Here is a 22,336-nt window from a genome sequence, read left to right on the forward strand (position 1 = left end):
CACGTCATGTACACGTCAGCTTCGCCTATTGGCGCCAAAGGTTCATGGTTGCCTGTCACCCCCTGGCGGTTCGCGCCGCCCCGTCGTTCGCGCGCCAATCCACGCTACCTCCTTCACGCAGCAACTCAAGCGCCAGCGCATTGACCTCCTCCTGCGTCACGTCGTCGACAAAGCTGGCGTCGTGCGCACAGCGCCGCTGAATGTTCTCTTCGCCGCAGACCGCACAATGCACCCGCAGCGACACCGCCGCGCGATGGCCTTCCTGCCTGAGCGGCCCGGATTCGATCAGGTTGGTCAGCCAGTAAATGCCGACGGCGGGCGTGCCGATCGCCAGCGCCAGGTGCAGCGGGCCGGTATCGTTCGATACCACCAGCGCACTGCGCGCCAGTATCCCGCACAGCGCACCGAGCGAGGCCTTGCCACTCAGATCGATCGGCGGATAACGCATTGCCGCCACGAGCTCGCGCGCCAGCGCCGCCTCCTGCGCGTTGCCATTGACCGCCACCAGCGCGCCCTCCCGCGCCAGCAGGTCGCCGAGCGCTGCGAAACGCCGCACCGGCCAGCGCCGGCGCGGGTCGGTCGCGCCCGGCTGCAGCAGGACCAGCGGCCGCGCGCTCCCACGTGGCAGCAGGCGCGCCGCCTGCGCCAGGTCGTCTTCGGTGACGTGCAACTCGCGCCGCATCGGCCACGCCGCCGCACCGGCCAGGGCGGCCACTTCCAGCAATTGCAAACGCCGGTTGACCAATCCTTCGTGGCGGACGTTGCGGTCGAGCGGCTCGGCGTCGGCCGTGCACATGCCCACGGCGAGGCGCGCGCCAAGACGACGGACGAAGGGATTGGCATGGCGTCCGCCACCGAACAACTGCACGGCAAGATCGATTCTTGCGGCGCGCAGCGTTTCCACGAAAACGTCGGCGGCACGCGGGTCGGCTTCTCCCTGCATGCTCATGCCGGCGGTCGGCGGCATGACCGACACCGCATCGACCGGGCCCGGCCGCCCTTGCAGGAATGCCGCATGCCACGCAAGGCCGATGTACACCACGTGCGCCGCCGGATAACACTGCCTGAGCGCATGCAAGGCCGGCAGGCAGAACACAAAATCGCCCAGCGCGTTGGGACGCAGCACGGCAATGGTGCGCACGTCGGCCAGCGGGGCGCGCTCCACGCCGCTCATGGCAGCACCCTGGGCGCATCGACCCGGCGCGACACCACCGTGGTCGGCAATTCCATATGATAGGCGCCCGATGGAATGATGCCGCAGCCGCCAGAGCGCGCCATCACGCGCAGTTGTGCCAGCACATCTTCGCCGCAGTGGTCCGGCGGCAGCACGCTCCAAAAATCGAAGCCGCCGGCCGCGCGCAGTTTTTCCGTATCAAACAAAACGCAGCCGCCGATCCATGCGACCCGGTACGCGCGCGTGGCGTCGCGCCCGATGCCCAGCCGCCGTTGCACATGGAACAGGTTGGCCGCACTGTGCAGGTGATGCCGCTCCCACGCGCCGCCGCCCGGCGCAATTGTTTCCGGCTCCACCTGCCCGTCCCAGAAGTCGATGGCTTGCTGATGCGGCCGGAAGTCGTGCGCGTGGCTGAGCCCGTGCAAGGCGCTGCCGACGAAGCCGCAACGCTGTTGCCGCATGGTGCGCGCCATGCGTTCGACCAGGTCGCTTTCGATGATGACGTCGTCGTCGAGAAACAGGCAGTAAGGCGCCGTTACTTGCGCCAGCAAAAAAGCGCGCTGCTCGGCCATGCCGCGCCGTGGCAGGTGGCGCAGCAGGTCGACGCGCAACTCTTGCGCCGCCATGTAGCGCAGCACGGCGCGCACTTCGCCGCTGGCGGCGGCGCCCTCGCCATCGGACTGGTCGGAGACGACGATGCGCAAGTGGCGCTGCGTTTGCGCCGCCAGCGCCGTCAGCGTCACCGCCAGCGCCGCCGCGCGATTGCAGGTCGGTACCAGCACGTCGATGGCGTCGTCGCTCATGGCGCCGCCCCGCTGCCCTGCCGCGCGGGCGCCGCACCGTACAGCCAGGGATTGAGCGCGGGATCGTTGTACATCTTGAACTGGCGGTAGACCTTGAAGTAAGCAAGTCCGCCGGCGGCTTCGGCCAGCAGGCGATCAAGGCAGCAAGCCAGGTCGTGCCGCTGCGCCACCAGGCGCTGCAACTTGGCCGTGCAGGCGGCCACATGCTCCGCGCCCGCTTCGCTGCGCCGCGTCTGCGCGTGCATATGAAAAATTTTGAGCGCGAGGATGGACAGCCGGTCGATCATGGCGCCCGCCGTCTCGCTGCTCAGGCGCGCGCCGGCGTGAAGCGTGATGCCGCCCAGCTGCGCCAGCAAGGCTTCGTCGATGAATTCGACCGCATCGTTGCGCAACTGGTTGTGCTGGTCGATCAGGCGCTTGCTGGCGGCAATGGCGGCGCTGCCGGCATCGGTGCGGCGGGCGCGGTCTTCTTCATCCCACAGCAGGCGGTTGTGACGGTGATTGGACTCGATCCAGCGCCACAAGCGCGTGTTCGCCGGCACCGGCAAGCGGGCGTCGGCCAGCCTGGCGTCGTGCCACTGCACCAACGATACGGCGTCGACATGCTCGAGCATCGCACTCTCCTTGGGGAAAACACCCGGATGCCAGCGCAACCGTGTACAGCTTGGAGTGGTGCGGCGTGCGCGAAGTTCCGCGCGCCGGTTTAAGCGTCGTCAATGTCTCCTTTCAATGCCTGGCGCAGGTTCACGCCAATCTGCCAGCCTTGCTATGCCGGTTGCGCGATCGCGTGGCGCGACAGCGAACGCTCCAGTTCGGCCATGCCGGCCGGCAGGTCAAGGCTGGCGCCGCCGGCCTGCATGCTCGAACCGAAGGCGTGCAAGGTGCGGAACAGGTTGTGCGCGCGGCTTTGCTCGCCCATCTGGCCGATCCGCAAGATGTTCAGGCCGAAGGCGCCGGAAATTTCGACCTTGTGCACGCGCGACATGTGCGCGCGCACCACGTCGGACGAGACGTGATCGGGCGTGACGATGCCGATGACCGAATTGAGCCGGTGCTGCTTGGGCACCAGCAAGTCCAGCCCGAGCGCTTCGATGCCGGCCTGTAGCGCTTCCGAGCATTGCTGGTGGCGCGCGAAACGGCGCGGCAAGGTTTCGGCGCACACCAGGCGCAGCGCTTCGTGCAGCGCCAGGATGCCGGACACGGGCGCGGTGTAGTGATATGACTTCTGGTTCCAGAACTGGTCGGCCAGCTGCGCGTCGAGGCACCAGTGAAACGGCTGGTGGGTGCGCGTGGCAATCTTTTTGGCCCAGGCATGTTCCGAAAACGCCAGCAGGGACACGCCCGGAATCGAGGACAACCCTTTCTGCCCGCCGGTAATGACGGCGTCGACTTGCCAGGCATCCATGTCGAGCGTCATGGTGCTGAGCGTGCAGACGGCGTCGACGATGACCAGGCAGCCGTGCTCGTGCGCCATGCGGGCGATGCTGCCCAGGCTGTGGTTGCAGACCGTGTTCGAGGTCTCGCCCTGCACCAGGGTAATGGCCGCGTAGTCGCCCTTGGCCAGTGCGCGCTGCACCAGCTCGACGCTGGCGCTTTCGTTGTTGTCGATGTGCAGCAAAGTCGGCTCGCCGCGCACGCGGCTGACCATCTCGGCCATGCGCTTGCTGAAGTAGCCGTTGCAGATGCATAAGACCTTGTCGCCCGGATGGACCAGGTTGGCGATCGCCATTTCCATCGCCGCCGAGCCCGGCCCGCCGACGCCCATCACATGCGAGGAACGGGTCTGGAACACGTAGCGCCCCATCTCCTTCACCTGCGCGATGACCTGGTTCATGGTGTCGCCCAGGTGGTTGATGACGATCGAATTGGCGGCCGCCACGGCCGGCGGAATCGGCACCGGACCGGCGCCCATCATCAATAAGGGTTCATCCGGCAGGATGTGTTCGAGCGGGACGATGTCGGGAACGCGGATTGCCTCAAGCATTGAATGACTCCTCATAAGGATGTGTTAGGGATCATTCATCATAGCTTGCAATCGATTAACAAGTTTCCGATGAGGATTTTTAGCGCCGGCGGCGGGGCGCTCGCCGTCTGTTTTATGCAAACCGGATCACTTTTTCTTCCCCAGTATGATTCAGATCAATAATCTGTCGAATATGCGTAAATACAACCATGAGATGTGCCTTTTGGCATAGCACTGCGGATTTTCCATTACCTTTGCGCATATTTAATCGGCATCAGCACAATAAACAGGCAGACGATTATGACGAGGGGATGACAATTATGGTCTTTTTACCATAACAATTAATGTTCAATTAATTAATCAGGGAGCCTCGCCAGCGCTGCGACTTGTTCCCCGCGCGGCTTCCCGCCGATGCGCAAATTTTCAACATCCCAATTGGCGCAACAACAACAGCGTGAAATAGAAGCGAAAACCAAAACCTTTTAAATTCAATCACTTATACCACTTTCTTATGCGACACAAATTACCGCTAGTAATGACCTTGCAATATTGATTGACACTCCGATGGTAAATCGTTTTTAATCGCCCCGACGAAATAACAATATTTCGTAAAAATGCCGGATCCGGCATTAACACCGCGTTCCCGGCATGCGCAAACCGCGTGCCGCTTTCATTGATCCGTCCTGCGAGTGATGAATACGATGTCCATAATCGAATCTGTCGATGTGAAATGCCGAGCCCGGCAATTGGCGTTAGCACAATGTGACGCCCCTCCGCTTGCGGCCCCGCAAGCGGAGGGGCGCGCGGGAGGGCGCCGATGAGCGCCGCCCTGCCCACCTTTGCCGACCTGGCCGCGCGCGTGGCCGGCGGCGTGATGAGCCGGCCGCGCATCGCCATCATCGGCGCCGGCAGCAGCGGCATGGCGGCCGCCGCCGAAATGCTGCAACGCGGCCTGGACCCGGTGCTGTTCGAAGCGCGTTCCGAGCCGGGCGGGATATGGGGCAAGGATCCGCTGTCGGCGCTGTACCCGGACCTGGTCCAGAGCGCCGCCGCGCAACTGCCGCTGTCGCATCCGGGCGCCGCCAGCTGGGCCGCGTACACCGAACAATGCCTCGACACCATCAAGCGCCAGGGCCTGGCTTCGCGCATCTTCACCTCGACCAAGGTGCTGTGCGTGACACCCTCGCTGTATGACGGCGGGGCCGACCTGCTGATCGCCAGCGCCGACCAGGCCGCCGCGCCGCTGCTGCGCCACTTCGAACACGTGGTGTATGCGGGCGGGCTGTACCACACACCGCAGTTGCCCCTCATCGCCGGCGGCGCCAACTTTGCCGGGCGTATCATTCATTCGTCCGATGTGCGCGACCTCAGCCGCTTCGTCGGCCAGCGCGTGCTCATCATCGGCCTGGGCAATACTGCGATGGCGTGCGCCGCCAGGCTGTTTCCGGTGGCGCAGCAACTGGTGCTGTCGGGCCGCAGTCCCACCTGGCTGGTGCCGCGCCTGCTCCACGGCAGCCCGATCGACGTCGCCACCCGCGCGTTGAAGGAAACCTTCCGCCACAGCTATCAGGCGCGGCTGTGGGACGCCTGCCGCGAACACGGCGCGATCGGCCATGCGGTCGATCCGTCCAGTCACGAGATCGACGTCGGGCGCCAGCGCATCACCGTCAGCGACAGCATGCTCGGACCGGTGCGCAGCGGCATGGTGCCCTTGCGCCCGGCGCTGGCGCAGGTCGACCAGCGCACGGTCTATTTCGTCGACGGCAGCAGCTGCGAGGCCGACGTGATCGTGTGCTGCACCGGCTACCGGAGCCAGGAGATCCTGGCCGAAGGCAGCGAGCAGCCGCAGCAGTTGGTCGGCAACGTGCTGCACGCGCGCTACCCCGGCCTGTGGTTCACCGGTGCCCCGGCGCTGTGGGGCAGCCCGGCCCCGATCGCCAAAAAACAGGGGCGCCTGATCGCCCATGCCATCGCCATGGGCTGGCGCCGCGACGAACTGGCCCAGGCCGTGCGTCCCTACGTCAACTACGACAAGGCGGCCGCGCGCCTGCCGTTCGGCTTCGAAGTCGCCGACTTCAGCGGCTACGCGCACATGGTCGACCAGGCCAGCGCCGGCCCCAGCGGCGAGCCCGCGCCGCTGGCCGGCGACCCGGTCGACTACGCAGGATAGTTCTTGCGTGCCGTGCCGCGCCGCGCATCGGCCAGGGATGCGCGGCGCGGCAGGCAGTGGCCGCTGCGCACGCAATGGTGAAATCAAGGCTTTTTTTACCGTGAGTGAAGTTACAATTCCGCCTTGTCAAATGATCGCCAGCACGGTCATGCAAGCTGGCCGGCACGCGCTGTCATCGCCCGGCCACACTCCCGGAAAAATCCTATGCCTGCACAGTATGTCAACACGCTTCGCTATTGGTTCGATGTCGAAGCACTCATGTATCCGGATATTCCCAAGGCAGGCAAGCGGCCGGCGTTTTTCAAGCGCTACGACGAGCCGCTGCCGTGGCTGCCCGCGCCGCATGGCAGCCTGGCCGCCGACGCCGTGCACGGCCAGCACAAGTATTTCGTCTGGTTCGGCCTGGTCGAAAAAAGCGTGCTGGAAGCCGAACTGGCCGAGATGTTTCCGCTCGAGCCGAACCCGGACACCTTCAGCGGCAACCACCTGCGCCCGGCCAGGGGCAACACCTTTCTTTGCGCGATAGAAATCGGCTCGGATGGCCGGCCCGACGTCGACACCTTGCAGTTGGGCGCGTTCGCGCTCGCCTTTGCGGAAAAGAAAAACAAGGCCCCGATCGGCTTCAGCACCACCCTGTTCGGCCTGCAAAACAAGCTGCACGAACTGGCCATGGGCAACCACGGCGTCGCCGACGCCGACTGGTTCGCCCAGGTCACCGACCACCTCTTCGCCGAGCTGGACTGGAAACCGCGCACCCTGCTCGCACGCGCGCAACTGTGCGCGCACGAGGTCGCGCTGATCGACCGGCGCGGCAAGAAATTTTCGCGCGAACCGGAGATGGACCCGATCAACTCCTTCTACCTCGACGACCTCGAGCGCCTGCGCCAGGACGCCGAGAGCGGCCCCGGCTCGGCCCAGATCCAGGCTTACCTCGACGGCCACCAGCGCAGCGGCGCCCGGCGCGACATCACGCGCCCGGGCCCGATCAACGCCGCGCTCGACCCGCGCCGCTTTCCGGCAGGACGCTGGCCGAGTCCCTTCCCACTGTTCCTGATGCAACAGGTGGCCGTCAACATCGGCCTGGAAACCCTGGCCGAGGGCGGCATTTTTTCGGTCAACGGCCCGCCCGGCACCGGCAAGACCACCCTGCTGATGGACGTGATCGCCGCCCGCGTGGTCGAGCGCGCCAAAATCCTGGCGGAATTCGCCCATCCGGAAGCGGCGTTTTCGCGCAGCCAGCACCAGATCGCGTATCCGGCCAACAGCAATGGCGTCACGCTCAAGGGCAATAGCTACCACCTCGACGAACGCCTGCTCGACAGCGGCATCGTGGTTGCCAGCGCCAACAACAAGGCGGTCGAAAACATCACGCTCGACCTGCCCAGCATCAAGAAGGTCGCCCCGCAGCCGCTGCTGATGAACGGCGAACCGTTCGACTACTTTGCCGCCAGCGCCGAATCGATCCTCAACGAAGAAAAGAAAAAACTGCCGGGCGAGGCGGGCGAGGCCGACAGCGAGGAAGCCGGGGAAGACGACGCTGAGGAGCACGGCAAAATCCGCTGCTGGGGCCTGATTTCGGTCCCGCTCGGCAAAAAAGCCAACCGCAACCTGGTCGCCAACCGCCTGGGCTTTTTCAAGGAACTGGGACTGGCCAAGCAACTGGCGGGCGCCGGCGCCTCGCTCAACTGGGAAGCGGCGCGCGCGCACTTCAACAGCGCCGTGGCCAGGGTCGAAGCGATGCAGGCGGCGATCCTCGCGTACGACAGTGCGCTGCCCGAACGCAAGGCGGCCGAATCCCTGTGCGCCGCCGCCGATGCCGCCGCCGACCTCGCCGGCCGGCGCAACGCCCAAGCGAGCGCGGCGCTGACAGCGCTCGACACGCAATCGGCCGACAACGCCGCCGCCCTCGCCGTCAACCTGCGCGAGCGCGAACTGCACGCGAGCGAATGGCCGGCCTGGCGCCAGTTGCTGGCGCGCTTTTTCGGCAAGGCGCGCTACGCCGGCTTCGTGGCGCGCCAGCAAGCGCTGTCGGACGAATACGACCACCTGCGCAGCGAACGCGCACGCCTGGCGCTGGCGCGCCTTGAAGCGGGCAGCAGCGCCAGCACCTGCGCCGCCGACTGGGAATCGGCCCGGCGCGACGCCGACACCCGCGCGCAAGCGCTGCACACGGTGGCCGAACGGGTCGACGCGCTCGCGGCCAGCCTGGGCGAGGCCGCGTTCGATCCGGCCGCGTTCGCCGCGCTGCCGGTCGAACAACAACAGAAGTCCCTCCCGCGCAGCAACGCCGACTACCATGCCGCGCGGGCCGACGTATTCATCGCCGCGATGCACCTGCACAAAGCGTTCCTCAAGCATGCCGGCAAACCGTTCGAGACCAACTTCCGCCTGGCCTTGTCCATGCTGGCGCAGGAAAGCCACATCAAGGCGCACCTGCCGGCCATGGCGCGCCACCTGTGGGCCAGCTTCTTCCTGGCGGTGCCGGTGGTGTCGAGCACCTTCGCCTCGGTGTCGCGCTGCTTTGCCGACCTGGGCGAAGGCGAGATCGGCCTGCTGCTGGTGGACGAAGCCGGGCAGGCGGTGCCATCGCACGCGCTGGGCGCCATCTGGCGCGCCAAGCGCGCGCTGATCGTGGGCGACCCGCTGCAAGTCGAACCGGTGATCACGATGGACAAGCAGCTCGACTACGGCATCCTGTCGTACCACGGGGCTCCGCCCGAGCACCAGTTGACGGCCTACTCGGCGCAGCACCTGGCCGACCGCGGCAACCGCTTCGGCGCCAACGTGGTGCAGTACGACGGCAGCGACCTGTGGGTGGGTGCGCCGCTGCGCGTGCACCGGCGCTGCGCCGACCCGATGTTTTCGCTGTCGAACCGGATTGCCTACAACGGCAAGATGGTCTACGGCCCGGCGCGCGCCGAAGAAGAACAGGCCACGGCCAGCCGGCCGCTGCTCGGACCGTCGTGCTGGCACGATGTCGGCGCGGGCGAATTCGACGAGCACTACAACGGGCGCGAAGGCGCGCTCGCGGCCGATATCGTGGTGCGCTACGCCAGCGAAGGCTGGGTTGGCAAAGCGCACGGCTTGCCCGAGCTGTTCCTGATTACCCCGTTCAAGTCGGTGGCGCAAGGGCTGACCGCCTTGTTGAAAGCGCGCGTGGACGACTGGGCGGGCGAGGCGGACGACGACGCTGTCGGCGCGTGGCTGCAAGGGCACGTCGGCACGGTGCACACCTTCCAGGGCAAGGAAAGCGAAACGGTGGTGCTGGTCCTGGGCGGCAAGAGCGACAGCGCGCGTCAATGGGCGGCGGGGCGGCCGAACATCATCAACGTCGCCGCCACGCGCGCCAAGCGGCGCCTGTACGTGATCGGCAACCGCCAGCAATGGTCACGTACGCCGTTCGGCAGCCAACTCGCCGACGCCCTCCCCCAACCGGGGTCAGAGCTTTAACTTGCAACTTTTTGCTGCCTGACAGGTACCGGAGCTTGGTTTTAAGCCATTTTCGCTGAAACTGGCGCGTTTAGCGAGGTATGACTGTTCTTGTAGGCCGTTTTCGTTTCGGGTGAACTTTTGTTTCCAATTAAAGCTCTGACCCCGGTTGTAGGGGGATGCCGATCGGCGTGTCGGGGTATTCGTAATTGGTGGTTTGGAATCTGCGAACCCGGCGCCAGTTTATCTGACAGGGACTCTGGGTAACACTGATGCCTCTCTCATCACTGTTCCAGGGGTTTCATGAAAACGCTACTGATCATCGATATGCAAAACGCGTGGCTTAACAATCCGGCCAGCCCGTGCCACGACACCGACGGCGTGGTCGAGCGCATCAATCACGCCGCCAAACACATCCGTGCGCAGGGCGGCAAGGTGATCTTCATCCAGCATGTGAATGCGGATGCCCCGCTCGGCTCGGCCGCGTGGCAAGTGATCCCGACCCTGCAACAGGCCGCCACCGACGGCACCGTGCAAAAGCTGGCCGCCGATGCGTTCGCCGCGACCGACCTGGCGGACCAGCTTGCAGCCAGCGCGACCTCCACCTTGTATATCAGCGGCTTCGCCTCCGAGTTCTGCATCGATACCGCCGTGCGCGCGGCAGCCTCGCGCCCCCTGCAGGTGGTGGCCCTGGCGGACGCGCACACCACCGCCGACCGCCCGCACCTGGCCGCGCCGGCCATCATCGCCCATCACAACTGGGTGTGGGCAGGCTTGCCGGTCACCGCCGGCAGCACCCTGGCCGTGCGCACGACGGCCGAGGCCTTCCCCGGCTGACGCGCCCGCCGCCGCGCGCGTCACAGATGCGGCAGCCACAGGATCATCGCAGCCGCGGCCACGCCGGCCGCTGTCGCCACGCTCAGCACCAGCATGGCGGCGGCCATTGCGATGCGCGCCGCCTTCCGCCCGCTCGCCTGCGCCCGCGCATACAGCTCCAGCAGCGCCAGCGGCAGCAGGTATTGGGCAAACGACAGGAAGCTCAGGAACGGCCCCTGGAAGGTCTCGGGATCGAATCCGACCGGCCCCCGGTTGGCGACGATCCATGCCATCAGGCCGATCCGGAAGAACCACACGCCACTGACCGCCAGGAACAGGCGCAGCGCCCAGCGCCGGTGCTGCGCGATGCGGCCGGCGCGCGCATGATGCACGGCCAGCGCCGCGCACAGCACGATCAGCACGGCATTGCCGCTGATGCCCAGGTGCTGCGCCAGGCCGCCCAGCGCGCCGCGAAACCACACCATGTACAGGCCGATCAGGCTCGACCCCACCGCCAGCAGCACGTAGACGCGCCCGTTCCAGCGGTGGAACGACGGCGCCAGTCGCCGCAGCGCCGGCAGCAGTTGGAGCGCGCCGCCGACGGTGATCAGCACCATCACGAGGACATGCACGCCAATGGCGGCATTGCCGGCCGTGTCGCCGGCGACATACCCGCGCGGCATGACCTTGTTCCATTGCGCCAGCTCGCCACGCACCAGGGCGCCGCCGTAGAAAACGGCGACGTACCAGGCAAACAGCAGTTGCCCGGCCACGGCCACGCCAAACCACAGGCGCGCCGACCACGCCAGCGCGCCGGCGCCGGTAGCGCGCCGCGCGGGTGCGCCCGCTTGGGCCGGCGCGGTGCGCGGCTGGCCGGCGGCAGTGTGCAAGATCATGGGATGCTCCTTGTGGTGTGATGGTCTGTACCCGCACAGTAGAAGCAGGCGGCGGCGCTGGCGAGCATGCGCGGCGAATGGCGCGACGGGCGGCGGTTTTCCGGGCTTGAACGACGCGCGCCGAACGGTTATTGTGACGGGATGACCACGCCGCCGCTCCTCTCCCCGCCCGCGCGCCATCCGGCCCTGCCGACCCTGCGCCAGTCGTTGGTGGCGCTGCTCATCACGCTGCAACTGTCGTGGGTGCTGTCGGCCTTGTCGTCCGGCCCTTTCCTGTCGGTGCTGCTGCGCATCGGGTTCATCGGCGCGCTCTTGCTGCTCACTTACACGGCGAGCGGCGCCTTGCGCTGGCGCCCGCTGCCGCGGCTGCTGGCGGTGGTACTCGTGGCGCCAGTGGCGACGCTGGCGATTTTCGTGCTGACCGAGCACATTCCGGCCCGGCGCGAGCTGGTGCTCGGCTACATCATGCTGGCCATCCTGTCGGTCGTGGTCGGCACGCTGGTGACGCTGGCGGCGCTGCGGGTCGAACGCAGGGCCAAGGAGCGCGCCGCGCGCCTGCGCGAGGAGCGCGAGCGCGACACGCTCGAGCGCGAACTGACGGCCGCGCGCCTGCGCTTGCTGCAGGCACAGATCGAGCCGCACTTCCTGTTCAATACGCTGGCCAATATCGCCGCGCTGGTCGAGGCCAAGTCGGACAATGCCGGCCCGGTGCTGCGCCACCTGATCGCCTACCTCAAGGCCGCCATGCCGCGCCTGAACGATGCCGACGCCACGCTCGACACCGAACTGCAGCTGGTGCGCGCCTACCTGGAGCTGATGCACATGCGCATGCCCGACCGCTTGCGCTTCAGCGTGCGGGTGGCGCCGGAACTGAACAGCCTGCCGTTTCCGGCGATGGCCCTGCTGACCCTGGTTGAAAACGCGGTGCGCCACGGCATCGATCCGAGCCTGGAGGGCGGGCGCATCGAGGTCGGCGGCAAGGCCGACGCCAGCGGGCGCGTCAGCCTGTGGGTGGGCGACAGCGGACAGGGCATGTCGGAATCGGCCCAGCCGGGCACGGGACTGGCCAATGTGCGCACGCGCCTGCAAGCGTTCTACGGTCCCGGCGCGCGCCTCGACCTGCATGAAGAAACGCCGCACGGCGTGCACGTCGAACTCACTTTTACGCCACGGAGCGCTACATGAGCCGCTTGAGCCACCCCACCGCCCTGATCGCCGACGACGAACCGCTGCTGCGCGAGCACCTGCGCGCGCAACTGGCGCGGCTGTGGCCGCAACTGGAGATCGTGGCCGACGCCCGCAACGGCGCCGAAGCGGTCGAGCTGTTCGACCAGCATGCGCCGGCGATCGTGTTTTTGGATGTGCATATGCCGGGGCTGAACGGGATCGAGGCGGCGCGGGCGCTGGCGCGGCGCGCGCAGATCGTGTTCGTGACCGCCTACGAGCAGTACGCGGTGCAGGCCTTCGAGCAGGGCGCGATCGATTACCTGGTCAAGCCGGTCGATGCGGCGCGCCTGGCTGACACGGTGCGGCGCTTGCAGGCGCGGATGGAAACGGCGCCCGCCGCCGGCCCGGCCTTCGACGCCGTGCTCGAGCGCATGGCCAGCGAGCTGCGCCAGCGCGCCGGGCCGCGCAACTGGCTGCAGTGGATCAAGGCCTCGGTCGGCAGCCGCGTGCGCTTGATTCCGGTGGAGCAGGTGGCCTTCATGCGCGCGGAGGGCAAGTACACCTCGGTCGTGTGGATGGACGGCGAGGCCCTGATACGCAAGAGTATCCGCGAACTGGGCGATGAACTCGATCCGGAGCGTTTCGTGCAGATCCACCGTTCGGCGATCGTCAATCTGCATTGCGTGAGCGAAGTGGTGCGCGGGGTGAACGAGACGGCCGAGGTGCACCTGCGCGGGCGTAGCGAGGTGCTGCCGGTCAGCCGCAGTTACCTGCATCATTTCCGGCAGATGTAGCGCGGGCTGCCGATACGGCGAAGCGTACCGGACGCGAATTCACCCGGCCAGGCGGAATGCGCAGGCCATGTCGTCCTGCTCGCGATCCGGGAGCTTGAGCGCGGTGGCCACTTTGCGCCATTGGCCAACCACGCTGACGCAGCGCCGGATGATCGTCCGCGCCTCGTCCTCGGTCACGCGAAAGTAAGGCGCTACCGACAGCACAAGGTCAAGGTCGAGCGCATTGTCATGCTCGCTGATGTTCAGCTTCAAGCCCGACGATTCCGGTACCGGATTCATGTCGTACGCTGGCGACAAGCGCCAGCCACGCCCTGGTTCAAGTAGAAATCCGTGATTGCGCAAATGATCGTCCGTGTTCGATACAAGTACGTTAAACACGATCCTGGTCCACAACTCGCGCAGGTCGACGTTGGTCCGGGCGCCATGATCGATCAGGACCCGCGCCAGTTCCAGGTAGCTGACACCGGTGTCGGCGTCATCACCGTCGTTGTGGCCGGTCAGCGTCATGGCGGAAGCAAAATGCAGACGGCGCCCGTCGACAGTGCGGTCGAAGCGCTTGACGAGAAAAGTGTGGTACGGGCTGGCGAACTGCCGCGCCAGGCTGGCCGGCACGGCAAGACCGCACTGTCTTGCGAGCGTTTGTGCCACCAGCTCCCATGCGCCAATGTTGCGCTCATCCTGCAAGCTCGGAAATTTGGCGATCCACAGCCGGCCGTCGGGGTCCACCACGCTGGCCTTGGGCCGGGCGCCACCCAGCGATCCACCGGGAGCAATCAACATGTTTAACCAATGCGCTCCGGCGGGAGCGGTATTGTCCCGGTCGCGCTCGAGCGCCAGGACGGCTGCTTCCAGTTCGCGCAGCTTGACGAATGGCGGCGCAGCCAGTTCCGACCTGCTGTCGAGAAAATCGCCCCGGTCGCCGACGCGAAACCTCAGCGCCCCGACGCGATATTGATCATGCACACCGAGCAGATAATCCGATTCCAGCAGACGGCGGCGCGGGTCGGCCATGCCAGCGCGCTGCTCGCGCTCCAGGCGTCGCCGCATCAACATTCGCCCCCAGCGGTCGGGGCTGGCATCGGCGAACAAGCCAAATAGCGTTCCCTGAGCTGGATATTGCCGGCCAGGGTAATAAGCCAAGCGAGGATCCAGGGATACACCAGCGATCTGCGAACTGGCTATGGCGTTTGGATCGAACTCGAACTCGAAGACCTCCTTACCGGCTCCCAGGTGCGCGTAAAGGGTGCCTACATTGCTTGGGCCGGCGAGCCCCTCCCAATCGGCATACACCGCGATGCTTCTGGTCACGGTCAACGCCCCTTCTTGACGACCTGGGTATCCGGCATGATCAGCTCCGCAAGGACTTCCGCACTGGAAAAACCACCTTCTTCGATCCAGTTGTCACCGGGCGCCAGCGCCGGGACGTCCGGCAAGGGCGCAGCGGCTTGCGGTACTGCATTCCTCATCTGTTTTCGTGGTGACGGCTCAGGAACTTTTTTCATCCGCTTGCCGGATGCATCGTGCAGCAATTGATCGACGCTTCGGCGCACCCGCGCATGCAGCCGCGCATCTTGAAGGTCCCTGCCCGTCTCATCTGCCTTGGCAAGCAAGGCGAAGTCACTCTCGAGGCCAAGGATTTGCATGACGGCGAGGTAGGCGCCGATCGTCACGCCCGCGCCACCGCGCTCAACCGCGCGCAGCGTCATCGGCGCCATTCCCGCACGTTGCGCCACTTGCTTGGCCGTGAGCTTGCGGCGCAGGCGAGCCAGGCGCAAACGTTCGCCGAAGTCACGCAACAGCGCATCGGTAGTGGGCAGTAAGGGAGAGATTGTCTTGGCCATAGCGCAGTGTATTTAGCAGGTTAACGACCCTGCTGAAAATAGTAGCACAACAGCGACGTTCATTAGCAATGCTATTATTTTAGATAATTTGCTATTAAAGCGCTAGAATAATGGCACTTCTGCCGTCATGCCGGCGGCTGGCAAAAGCGGATGCGGTTGCCGAAAGGATCGCCGACCTGCATCACCCTGCCCCACGGCAAATCGTCCACGCCCGGGCGCGCATACGGGTAATTCTTCGCCGTCAGTTCCTGGTGCAGCGCGTCGATATCATCGACGTGGACGAAGATGGTCGAGCCCGGCGTGGCGTCGCCGTGGTGCTCGCTCAGGTGGATGACCAGCTCGCCGCGTTTGACTTCCATGTACAAGGGCATGCCCTCCTCGAAACGGTGCTCCCATTCGCAGCTAAAGCCGAGAAAATCCAGGTAATGCTCGCGCGCTTTTTGCTCGGAAAAGATGCGCAGGATGGGAATGGGCGGGGAAAGATGCATGCGTCGCTCCTGATGGGTTTGATCCTCCCAGACTGCGCCATGTGGCGCGCCTTGTCAACGCAGCAGCGCTTCGAGTTCGTGCATCGCCTTGGGCACGCCGGCGCTCATCACTTCCCGGCCCGCCGGCAGCACCGCCACATCATCCTCGATGCGGATGCCGATGTGCCAGTACTGCTCCGGCACGCCCGGCCCCGGCCGGATGTACAGGCCCGGTTCGACGGTGAGCGTCATGCCGGGCTGCAGGATGCGCCAGGCGTCGCCGCCCGGCTCGCGGTAGCTGCCGACGTCATGCACGTCCATGCCGAGCCAGTGGCTGGTTTTGCACATGAAAAACTGGCGCCAGGCGCCGCTGCCGATGACGTCGTCCAGCGCGCCGACGCGGTCGGCCTGCAACAGTCCGGTATCGAGCATGCCCTGGGCCAGGATGCGCACCGCCGCCTCGTGCGGCGCCATGACATCGGCGCCGGGACGCACGGCGGCGATGGCGGCCAGTTGCGCATCGAGCACGATCTGGTAGATCCGCCTTTGCGCCGGCGAAAACCGCCCGCTGACGGGGAAGGTGCGCGTGATGTCGGCCGCGTAACTACCCAGCTCGCAACCGGCATCGATCAGCAGCAGCTCGCCATCCCGCAACACGGTGCGGCCGGGATTGTGGTGCAGCACGCAGGCATTCGCGCCCGCCGCCACGATCGACGGGTAGGCCGGCGCGGCCGCCCCCTGGCGGTGGAATTCGTACAGCAGCTCGGCCTCGACCTGGTACTCGGCCAGTCCGGCGCGGGCCATGCGCATGGCGCGCAGGTGGGCGTCGGCCGAGACGGCGGCGGCGCGCCGCATGAGGTCGAGTTCGCCGTCATCCTTGACCAGCCGCATCTCGTCGAGCAGCATGTGGACGTCATGGATGAGCGCCGGCGCACGCACGCCGGCGCGCCCGGCCTGGCGCACGCCGCGCAGCCATCCGTGCAGGCGCTGGTCGAAGGCGGCGTTGCGGCCCATGCCGGCGAACAGGGCCGGCGCGTTGGCCAGCAGGGCCGGCATCTGCTCGTCGAGCGCGGCGATCGGAAACGCCTGGTCGAAGTCGAAATGCGCGCAGGCTTGCTGCGGGCTATGGCGCGCGCCATGCCAGATTGCGTGCGCCGGGTCCTGGTCGCGGCAAAACAAGATGGCACGCGACTGCGCCCCGGCGACCAGGACGATCACCGCTTCCGGTTCGGTCACGCCGGACAGGTAATGGATATAGCTGTCGTGCCGGAACGGATACTCGACATCGTTGTTGCGCATGACTTCGGGCGCGGTGGGAATGACGGCCACGCCGCCGCCATGCTGGTGCATCTGCGCGATCAGCTGCGCGCGCCGGGTGCGGTAGGGATGCATCATGCCCCCTTCACGGCAGGGAATAACTGCCATTGCAGGTTGACGCCGAGCGTGGCGCAGGCGATCAGCCCGAAGCCGGCCAGTTGCAAGGCGCCGAGCGCGTGGCCGTAGACCAGGTAGTCGACCACCAGCGCGCAGGCCGGATACAAAAAGGTGAGCACGGCGATGGCGGCGGTGTGCATGCGCGGGGTGGCGCCGTACACCATCACGTAGGCGAGCGCGGTCGGGATCAGTCCCAGCCCGGCCAGCCAGCCCCACTGGGCGCCACCGATGCCGCCGGCCGGCATGCTGACAAAACCGGCCGTCAGCACGGCGCCGGTGAGGCAGTGGGTCAGGGCGGTGAGCTGGGGCGGCATGCCGCGGATGGCGCGCGTGGTGAGCGTCACCCCGGCATAGGCGATGGCGGCGCCGAGCGTGAAGGCGATGCCGGTCAGGTAGGCGGAATCGAGCGTCAGGCCGCTTTTCATCCCGCATGCCAGCACCAGGCCGGCGAATCCCAGCGCGACCCAGCCGACATTGCTGGCGCCGACCCGTTCCTTGAGCAGCAGCGAACCGAAGATCAGCACCAGGAACGGCTGCACGTGGTACACGGTGGTGGTCATGGAAATGCCGATGCGGGCGATGGCTTCGAAGAACATCACCCAGTTCAGGCACATCAGGACGCCGCTGCCGAGCGCCAGTCCGAGGTCGTTGAGCGAGACATTCTTTTTCGTGAGCAAGCCTTTGCAAGCGCAGTACGCCAGCAGGATGGCGGCGCCGAAGGCGCAGCGAAAAAACACGGTGATCACCGGCGCCAGGGCGGCTTCGTGGAAGAAAATACCGAGCGTGCCAAGCATGATCATGGCGGCGGCGAACGATACGGCGGGATGGGACATGGATGCTCTCCTGTGCGTGGTTTCAGGCTATGATCGGACAGCGCCACACATCAAACAAGCTGATTTATTTGATGAAATTCATTCGATAATCGAAACCATGACTTCCGACCTGAACCTGAACCAGCTGCGCACCTTCGTTGCCGCGTCCGACAACATGAGTTTCATCGGCGCGGCCGACGCCGTGCACCGTTCGCAGGCGGCGGTGAGCATGCAGATCATGAAGCTTGAAGAAACGGTCGGCCAGGCGCTCTTTGCGCGCCACACGCGGCGCATCGAACTGACGGCGGCGGGCGAGCGCCTGCTGCCGTACGCGCGCCAGATGCTGGCGCTCGAGGCGCAGGCGCTGGCCGCGCTGCGCACCCAGGAAGTGGTCGGGCGCGTGGTGCTGGGCGCGCCGGACGATTACGTGGCGTCCCTGCTGCCGCCGGTGCTGGAGCGCTTCACCAAGCTGTTCGCCAATGTCGAGATCGAGCTGGTGTGCCTGCAAAGCACGCTGCTCAAGCCGCTGCTGCAAAAAGGGCAGATCGACCTGGCGCTGGTGACCCGCGCCGACGACCTGGAAGGGACCCTGATCCGGCGTGAAGAGATGGTCTGGGTCGGCTCGCAACGGCATGCGGTGTGGAAAAAATCGCCGCTGCCGGTGGCGCTGTTCGACAAGGGCTGCATGGCGCGCGAGCACACCCTGGCCGCGCTGGCGAAAAGTGGCAGGCCGTATGGGGCAACTTACAGCAGCCCGAGCCTCTTGGGCATCGTGGCGATGGTCGATGCGGGCCTGGCGGTGGCCGCGCTGGCCGAGTGCAGTGTCCCGCCGCACCTGGCGCGCCTGGGCGACGCGGAAGGCTTGCCGCCGCTCGAGCCGCTCGAGGTGGTGCTGATCCGGGGCCGCAGCAGCAGTACCCCGGCGGTGGAGTGCCTGGCCGGCGAAATCATGGCGGCCTTACGGCCCTGGCGCGCGGTGGCGTGAGCTGGCCGCCGGCGCAAAAAAACCAGCCCCGCGAGGCTGGTTTTTAGTGACGGCAGCGGGAGCCGCCGCTGGCGCGCATCAGCGGCGCAGCCAGGGGAATTTCCAGAGCAGGACCAGGGTAAATCCAGCCGCGGCCACCAGGCCCATGCCGGCCGCCATCAAAATCGCGCCCCAGACACTTTCGCTGCGATCATGCGTATCGTATTCGGTCTTGAAAATGCCATTGTCCGGCTTGCCGGCGGCAAAGGCGACCTGCACCGGCTCGGACGCCATCTTTTCGGCTTGCTCAACCGTCTTGACCCAGTCCGTGTCGATCTTGTAGGTGGCGCCATCGACAGCGTACGTGTAATTGACCTGGTAGCTGGTGCTGAGCTTCTTGGTTTTCTTGGTGATGCCTTCCGGCGTGGCCAGCACGAATACCGGCGCCTTGGCGATCGCGCTGTGGGTATCGATCTTCTTGATGTTCATCAAGACGAACGCGGCAAAGAACCCGACAAAGGTGACGAGTAAGGTAAGAAACGGTTTCTTCATGATGACTCACGGATATTATGTAGTTAAAAACGCAACAAGTATCCCATATCGCTCGTCAATACGCCCGTTAATTATTGCATTTTTGCGATTTCTGTTTCATTATTGCAACGTGATCAGTTTGCCCATTCTTGCAGCTTCATCGGTCTTTTTCATGCATTTCACAATCAACGTGGCCCGGACGGGCATCGTGCCACGCCAGGAACTCCATGCTTTCCATCCATGACAGCCTGCTGCGTGCCGACGATGGCCGTGCTTGCCGGCTACGCTCGCTCGCGTGGCCGGGGGCGGCGATTGTCGATGCCTGCGCGGTCGACGCGCCGTATGGCGCCAATCCATGGGAAACCGAAGATGGCGCCGTCGGCCCGCACGCCATCGTCGAATGGCCGCTGGCATGGCTGGAAAACAATACAAAAGGAAACGAACATGATCACGATCAATGAAAGCTTCTTGCAGGCAGCACATGGCGCGGCTTATCCGCTGCGCTCGCTCGCATGGCCCGGCCCGCCCATCGTGGATGCCTGCCCGGTGCAGGCGCCCTACGGCCAGGTACTGGTGCTGACCACGGACGGCGCGCTGCACGGGGTCGATCTCGACAAGGGAACCAGCGTTGAACTGTGCCGGGTGGACGTTCCGGCAGTGCCGGCCCCGACTTGCAGCTTCCGGCCGGGCCTGCGCCTGCACGCGGCTGAGGACGGCGCGCATGCGGCCGTGGTGGTCGACGGCGGCCGGCACGGGATCGTGCTGGAGACGCAGTCCGGCGCCATCACGATGCGGCTGGACTGCGGCGACTACCACCCCGAACAGGTGCCCTTCAGTGCGTGCTTCCTGCGCCATCAAGGGCGCAATGTGATCGTCCACCGCAGCGCCTGGAACCGCCTCGATGTTGCCGATGCGGCGAGCGGCAAGTCGCTGACCGAACGCGTCATTGCAGACGTTGAGGCTGGCAAGGGCTCCCCTGAACATAAGCTCAACTACTTCCATGGCCAACTCCGGCCCAGCCCGGACGGCAGCCGCCTGCTCGATGATGGATGGATCTGGGCGCCGGTGGCGAAAATGCGGATCTGGTCCGTGGCCGACTGGCTCGACGCCAATCCGTGGGAAAGCGAAGATGGCGCCTCGATGGTGGAAGACGCCCAGCGCGACGACTGGAACACGCCCGCCTGCTGGATCGGCGAGCGCCACGTCGCGCTGTGGGGCACCGGCGAGTGGGTCTTCGACGAATTCGAGGAAAGGGGGAAAGGCCCGGGCGTGCGCATGTTCGATGCGTGCGTGGAGACGGCGCCGCCTGCCGGCTCGCCCTGGCCGATGGCGCTCGACGAGAACCTGCGCGTGTCCGATCTGTTCAGCGACGGCCGGCGCCTGGTCATCGCGGCCGATACCGGCAGCACCGTATGGGACCTGGCGACGCGCGCACACATCGCCGACCTGCCCGGTTTTACGCCGCGCTACCATGACAGGTCGCGTGCCAGCCTGGTGGCGGTCGGCGCGGCGGCGATCGTCGAGTTGCCGCTGGCGTGGGCGGACCGGGCATGAATGTATGTCGAGCGCGGGCGATAGTAGAATAACCGCCTTCTCATCGTTTTGACATTTGAAAGTACCTCACCCATGTTTCCCCGAAAAGATCTTCCCCGCGCAGCACTGGCTTTGTTCACCGCCCTGGTCGTTGCGGGTTGCGCCGCCCGGCCAGAAACATTGCGACGGCCCGCCAACGAGCAGGTATTGCAGGTCAAGGAGGAGGTGAAATGGAAACTGGGGTTTTGGGACGTCACACTCGTGCCGGGAACGTATGTTGGAAAATTCGAGGATGAGGCAGGAACCTACTTCGTCGGTCCCCCCATGTGTGTGTATCTGGCCGGTCGGCCGCGCAAGGAAGACGCCCTGGCCGGCAGCGCGTGGGAATGCGGCATCCTGCTGCCGAAAAAGCCGGGCAATGAACCGACCGTGTTCCAGATTATCGGAACCAATCGGCCATTGATGGTCTTCCATCCGGACGACAGGCCCGATTTTTCGAAAGTTGCGCCACTCGCGCCGCGCCCGGACGATATGTCAGGCGCGAAGACGGCCTTGGCCTTCACGCCTCTCAACAGCGGCGCTGGCATTGTCGGGGGCGCCCTGACCGGTGCCGTCCTGGGAGCACTAATCGAGGCCGAAAAAGGCACGTTCAGGGATTTTAAGTCGCAACCGGCAAAAGGCTGGTTGTTGCAAGCGCCGGCAAGCGCTCTCGTGCCATAAGCGCATCGCGCCGGCGTCAACCCGCGCCCGGCCTCCTCCTCAGGCTGCGGCGGGGTCGAAGTAGCTGCGCGACAAACCGCTGCGCCCCGGAAAGAACTTGAAGTAGGGCCGCGCCTGCTCGATGGTGAGCGCGACCGAGGGGTGCGCCATCAAGCGTTCGACATAGCTTGCCAGATGGACCTGCCGCGGCGGCAGCGGCACGTACGCCATGGCATAGAACAAGGCTGGCGCGGCGGCGCAGTCGGCCATGCTAAACGCCTCGCCGGCGACCCAGGTGCGGCCTTCCAGCTGGCGCTCGATGAACGCGTAGGCCGACGCCAGGCCATCGCGCGCCTGGGCCACGGCGCGCGCGTCGCGCTCGCTTTCGGGGCGCAGCAGGTCGGCTGTGAGCGCCTGCATCGGCGTCATCACGTACAGGTCGAACAGGCGGTCCCACAAGCGCACCTCGAGCGCCGCGTCGGGCGCGGCCGGAATGAGCGTGCGGCCTGGGGCGGCATGGTGGCGCTGCAGGTATTCGATGATGATGCTCGTTTCAGGCACCGCGCGCGGCCCGTCCATCAGGAGCGGCATCTTGCCGGTCGGGCACAGCGCCAGGTGCGCGGCGCGCTCGTCGGGGTCGCCCAGGTTGAGCAGCCGCTTGTCGAACTCGATGCCCAGCACGTCGAGCGCGATCAAGACCTTGTGGCAGCAGGATGACAGGGGGTGGTAGTGGAGCGTGAGCGCATTCATGGGAGGCCTTTGCTTGTCCGAAGTGGAAAAGTATGTGCCCGATAGCGCGCCGCGTCAAAAACCGGCTGTCGGGATGTGCGCACGCGGCAGTGT

21 protein-coding genes are annotated in these 22,336 nt (G+C 65.8%); 9 read left to right on the forward strand and 12 right to left on the reverse strand.

Going from position 1 to position 22,336, the window contains the following annotated elements:
- Window positions 1-55: 55 nt before the first annotated feature.
- From F0185_RS05460 to F0185_RS05475, 4 genes are all read right to left on the reverse strand, one after another.
- Window positions 56-1,174 carry a glycosyltransferase family 9 protein gene (locus F0185_RS05460; protein ID WP_167222338.1) on the reverse strand — a complete coding sequence of 373 codons (1,119 nt, stop codon included), beginning with the start codon at window positions 1,172-1,174 and terminating at the stop codon, window positions 56-58.
- Complete coding sequence (locus tag F0185_RS34700; RefSeq protein WP_167222340.1) at window positions 1,171-1,977, reverse strand: glycosyltransferase family 2 protein; 807 nt, start codon at window positions 1,975-1,977, stop codon at window positions 1,171-1,173. Before F0185_RS34700 ends, F0185_RS05460 begins: the two co-directional genes overlap by 4 nt.
- On the reverse strand, window positions 1,974-2,591 hold the full coding sequence (locus F0185_RS34705; RefSeq protein WP_167222342.1) for a DUF4254 domain-containing protein: 618 nt from the start codon (window positions 2,589-2,591) through the stop codon (window positions 1,974-1,976). The genes F0185_RS34700 and F0185_RS34705 overlap by 4 nt, the downstream gene beginning before the upstream one ends.
- A gap of 152 nt (window positions 2,592-2,743) precedes the next feature.
- Window positions 2,744-3,961: a pyridoxal-phosphate-dependent aminotransferase family protein gene (locus F0185_RS05475; RefSeq protein WP_167222344.1), complete on the reverse strand. Its 1,218-nt coding sequence runs from the start codon at window positions 3,959-3,961 to the stop codon at window positions 2,744-2,746.
- Window positions 3,962-4,757: 796 nt separating this feature from the next.
- On the opposite strand from F0185_RS05475, the gene F0185_RS05480 reads away from it, so the two are divergent.
- From F0185_RS05480 to F0185_RS05490, 3 genes are all read left to right on the forward strand, one after another.
- Window positions 4,758-6,110, forward strand: a complete 1,353-nt coding sequence (locus F0185_RS05480; protein ID WP_167222346.1) for an FAD-dependent oxidoreductase — start codon at window positions 4,758-4,760, stop codon at window positions 6,108-6,110.
- A 204-nt stretch (window positions 6,111-6,314) separates the two neighbouring features.
- Window positions 6,315-9,560, forward strand: a complete 3,246-nt coding sequence (locus F0185_RS05485; RefSeq protein ID WP_167222348.1) for an AAA domain-containing protein — start codon at window positions 6,315-6,317, stop codon at window positions 9,558-9,560.
- 282 nt (window positions 9,561-9,842) lie between these two features.
- On the forward strand, window positions 9,843-10,376 hold the full coding sequence (locus tag F0185_RS05490) for an isochorismatase family protein (RefSeq protein WP_167222350.1): 534 nt from the start codon (window positions 9,843-9,845) through the stop codon (window positions 10,374-10,376).
- 20 nt (window positions 10,377-10,396) lie between these two features.
- Here the strand turns inward: F0185_RS05490 and F0185_RS05495 are convergent, their stop codons facing one another.
- Window positions 10,397-11,251 (reverse strand): DUF2306 domain-containing protein, encoded by an 855-nt coding sequence (locus tag F0185_RS05495; RefSeq protein WP_167222352.1) that lies wholly within the window; start codon window positions 11,249-11,251, stop codon window positions 10,397-10,399.
- Between the two features lie 141 nt (window positions 11,252-11,392).
- On the opposite strand from F0185_RS05495, the gene F0185_RS05500 reads away from it, so the two are divergent.
- Window positions 11,393-12,436, forward strand: a complete 1,044-nt coding sequence (locus F0185_RS05500; RefSeq protein ID WP_167222354.1) for a sensor histidine kinase — start codon at window positions 11,393-11,395, stop codon at window positions 12,434-12,436.
- On the forward strand, window positions 12,433-13,212 hold the full coding sequence (locus F0185_RS05505; protein WP_167222356.1) for a LytR/AlgR family response regulator transcription factor: 780 nt from the start codon (window positions 12,433-12,435) through the stop codon (window positions 13,210-13,212). The genes F0185_RS05500 and F0185_RS05505 overlap by 4 nt, the downstream gene beginning before the upstream one ends.
- Before the next feature lie 39 nt (window positions 13,213-13,251).
- Here the strand turns inward: F0185_RS05505 and F0185_RS34710 are convergent, their stop codons facing one another.
- The 5 genes from F0185_RS34710 to F0185_RS05530 form a co-directional block, all read right to left on the reverse strand.
- Window positions 13,252-14,520, reverse strand: a complete 1,269-nt coding sequence (locus F0185_RS34710) for a type II toxin-antitoxin system HipA family toxin (RefSeq protein ID WP_167222358.1) — start codon at window positions 14,518-14,520, stop codon at window positions 13,252-13,254.
- A 2-nt stretch (window positions 14,521-14,522) separates the two neighbouring features.
- Window positions 14,523-15,053 carry a helix-turn-helix domain-containing protein gene (locus tag F0185_RS05515; protein WP_167222360.1) on the reverse strand — a complete coding sequence of 177 codons (531 nt, stop codon included), beginning with the start codon at window positions 15,051-15,053 and terminating at the stop codon, window positions 14,523-14,525.
- Window positions 15,054-15,178: 125 nt separating this feature from the next.
- The gene (locus F0185_RS05520; protein ID WP_167222362.1) at window positions 15,179-15,541 is read right to left on the reverse strand and encodes a glyoxalase superfamily protein; all 363 of its coding nucleotides are present in this window, start codon (window positions 15,539-15,541) and stop codon (window positions 15,179-15,181) included.
- A 54-nt stretch (window positions 15,542-15,595) separates the two neighbouring features.
- Window positions 15,596-16,912, reverse strand: coding sequence for an aminopeptidase P N-terminal domain-containing protein (locus tag F0185_RS05525; protein ID WP_167222843.1), 1,317 nt, complete (start codon window positions 16,910-16,912; stop codon window positions 15,596-15,598).
- A complete protein-coding gene (locus tag F0185_RS05530) occupies window positions 16,912-17,787 on the reverse strand; it encodes a DMT family transporter (protein WP_167222364.1) in 876 nt (291 codons plus the stop codon). Before F0185_RS05530 ends, F0185_RS05525 begins: the two co-directional genes overlap by 1 nt.
- Before the next feature lie 97 nt (window positions 17,788-17,884).
- On the opposite strand from F0185_RS05530, the gene F0185_RS05535 reads away from it, so the two are divergent.
- A complete protein-coding gene (locus F0185_RS05535) occupies window positions 17,885-18,751 on the forward strand; it encodes a LysR family transcriptional regulator (RefSeq protein ID WP_167222366.1) in 867 nt (288 codons plus the stop codon).
- A gap of 78 nt (window positions 18,752-18,829) precedes the next feature.
- Here F0185_RS05535 and F0185_RS05540 read toward each other — a convergent pair whose 3' ends face one another.
- Window positions 18,830-19,282 (reverse strand): DUF3592 domain-containing protein, encoded by a 453-nt coding sequence (locus F0185_RS05540; protein ID WP_167222368.1) that lies wholly within the window; start codon window positions 19,280-19,282, stop codon window positions 18,830-18,832.
- Window positions 19,283-19,488: 206 nt separating this feature from the next.
- Between F0185_RS05540 and F0185_RS05545 the strand changes: the two genes are divergently transcribed.
- The 3 genes from F0185_RS05545 (at window position 19,489) to F0185_RS05555 (ending at window position 21,514) form a co-directional block, all read left to right on the forward strand.
- Window positions 19,489-19,722, forward strand: a complete 234-nt coding sequence (locus tag F0185_RS05545) for a hypothetical protein (RefSeq protein WP_167222370.1) — start codon at window positions 19,489-19,491, stop codon at window positions 19,720-19,722.
- Window positions 19,706-20,815: a hypothetical protein gene (locus tag F0185_RS05550; RefSeq protein WP_167222372.1), complete on the forward strand. Its 1,110-nt coding sequence runs from the start codon at window positions 19,706-19,708 to the stop codon at window positions 20,813-20,815. The genes F0185_RS05545 and F0185_RS05550 overlap by 17 nt, the downstream gene beginning before the upstream one ends.
- A gap of 72 nt (window positions 20,816-20,887) precedes the next feature.
- Window positions 20,888-21,514 (forward strand): hypothetical protein, encoded by a 627-nt coding sequence (locus tag F0185_RS05555; RefSeq protein ID WP_167222374.1) that lies wholly within the window; start codon window positions 20,888-20,890, stop codon window positions 21,512-21,514.
- Window positions 21,515-21,553: 39 nt separating this feature from the next.
- On the opposite strand, the gene F0185_RS05560 is transcribed toward F0185_RS05555, so the two are convergent.
- Window positions 21,554-22,243: a glutathione S-transferase family protein gene (locus F0185_RS05560; protein ID WP_167222376.1), complete on the reverse strand. Its 690-nt coding sequence runs from the start codon at window positions 22,241-22,243 to the stop codon at window positions 21,554-21,556.
- Window positions 22,244-22,336: the final 93 nt, after the last annotated feature.

It is taken from the genome of Massilia rubra (assembly GCF_011682065.1).
GTDB lineage: Bacteria > Pseudomonadota > Gammaproteobacteria > Burkholderiales > Burkholderiaceae_D > Telluria_A > Telluria_A rubra.

What these genes read in the sequence shown, in the direction of transcription:
- F0185_RS05460 (WP_167222338.1), bottom strand. Translation starts at nt 1,174, where the DNA reads ATGAGCGGCGTGGAGCGCGCCCCGCTGGCCGACGTGCGCACCATTGCC.
- F0185_RS34700 (WP_167222340.1), bottom strand. Translation starts at nt 1,977, where the DNA reads ATGAGCGACGACGCCATCGACGTGCTGGTACCGACCTGCAATCGCGCG.
- F0185_RS34705 (WP_167222342.1), bottom strand. Translation starts at nt 2,591, where the DNA reads ATGCTCGAGCATGTCGACGCCGTATCGTTGGTGCAGTGGCACGACGCC.
- F0185_RS05475 (WP_167222344.1), bottom strand. Translation starts at nt 3,961, where the DNA reads ATGCTTGAGGCAATCCGCGTTCCCGACATCGTCCCGCTCGAACACATC.
- F0185_RS05480 (WP_167222346.1), top strand. Translation starts at nt 4,758, where the DNA reads ATGAGCGCCGCCCTGCCCACCTTTGCCGACCTGGCCGCGCGCGTGGCC.
- F0185_RS05485 (WP_167222348.1), top strand. Translation starts at nt 6,315, where the DNA reads ATGCCTGCACAGTATGTCAACACGCTTCGCTATTGGTTCGATGTCGAA.
- F0185_RS05490 (WP_167222350.1), top strand. Translation starts at nt 9,843, where the DNA reads ATGAAAACGCTACTGATCATCGATATGCAAAACGCGTGGCTTAACAAT.
- F0185_RS05495 (WP_167222352.1), bottom strand. Translation starts at nt 11,251, where the DNA reads ATGATCTTGCACACTGCCGCCGGCCAGCCGCGCACCGCGCCGGCCCAA.
- F0185_RS05500 (WP_167222354.1), top strand. Translation starts at nt 11,393, where the DNA reads ATGACCACGCCGCCGCTCCTCTCCCCGCCCGCGCGCCATCCGGCCCTG.
- F0185_RS05505 (WP_167222356.1), top strand. Translation starts at nt 12,433, where the DNA reads ATGAGCCGCTTGAGCCACCCCACCGCCCTGATCGCCGACGACGAACCG.
- F0185_RS05515 (WP_167222360.1), bottom strand. Translation starts at nt 15,053, where the DNA reads ATGGCCAAGACAATCTCTCCCTTACTGCCCACTACCGATGCGCTGTTG.
- F0185_RS05520 (WP_167222362.1), bottom strand. Translation starts at nt 15,541, where the DNA reads ATGCATCTTTCCCCGCCCATTCCCATCCTGCGCATCTTTTCCGAGCAA.
- F0185_RS05525 (WP_167222843.1), bottom strand. Translation starts at nt 16,912, where the DNA reads ATGCATCCCTACCGCACCCGGCGCGCGCAGCTGATCGCGCAGATGCAC.
- F0185_RS05530 (WP_167222364.1), bottom strand. Translation starts at nt 17,787, where the DNA reads ATGTCCCATCCCGCCGTATCGTTCGCCGCCGCCATGATCATGCTTGGC.
- F0185_RS05535 (WP_167222366.1), top strand. Translation starts at nt 17,885, where the DNA reads ATGACTTCCGACCTGAACCTGAACCAGCTGCGCACCTTCGTTGCCGCG.
- F0185_RS05540 (WP_167222368.1), bottom strand. Translation starts at nt 19,282, where the DNA reads ATGAAGAAACCGTTTCTTACCTTACTCGTCACCTTTGTCGGGTTCTTT.
- F0185_RS05545 (WP_167222370.1), top strand. Translation starts at nt 19,489, where the DNA reads ATGCTTTCCATCCATGACAGCCTGCTGCGTGCCGACGATGGCCGTGCT.
- F0185_RS05550 (WP_167222372.1), top strand. Translation starts at nt 19,706, where the DNA reads ATGATCACGATCAATGAAAGCTTCTTGCAGGCAGCACATGGCGCGGCT.
- F0185_RS05555 (WP_167222374.1), top strand. Translation starts at nt 20,888, where the DNA reads ATGTTTCCCCGAAAAGATCTTCCCCGCGCAGCACTGGCTTTGTTCACC.
- F0185_RS05560 (WP_167222376.1), bottom strand. Translation starts at nt 22,243, where the DNA reads ATGAATGCGCTCACGCTCCACTACCACCCCCTGTCATCCTGCTGCCAC.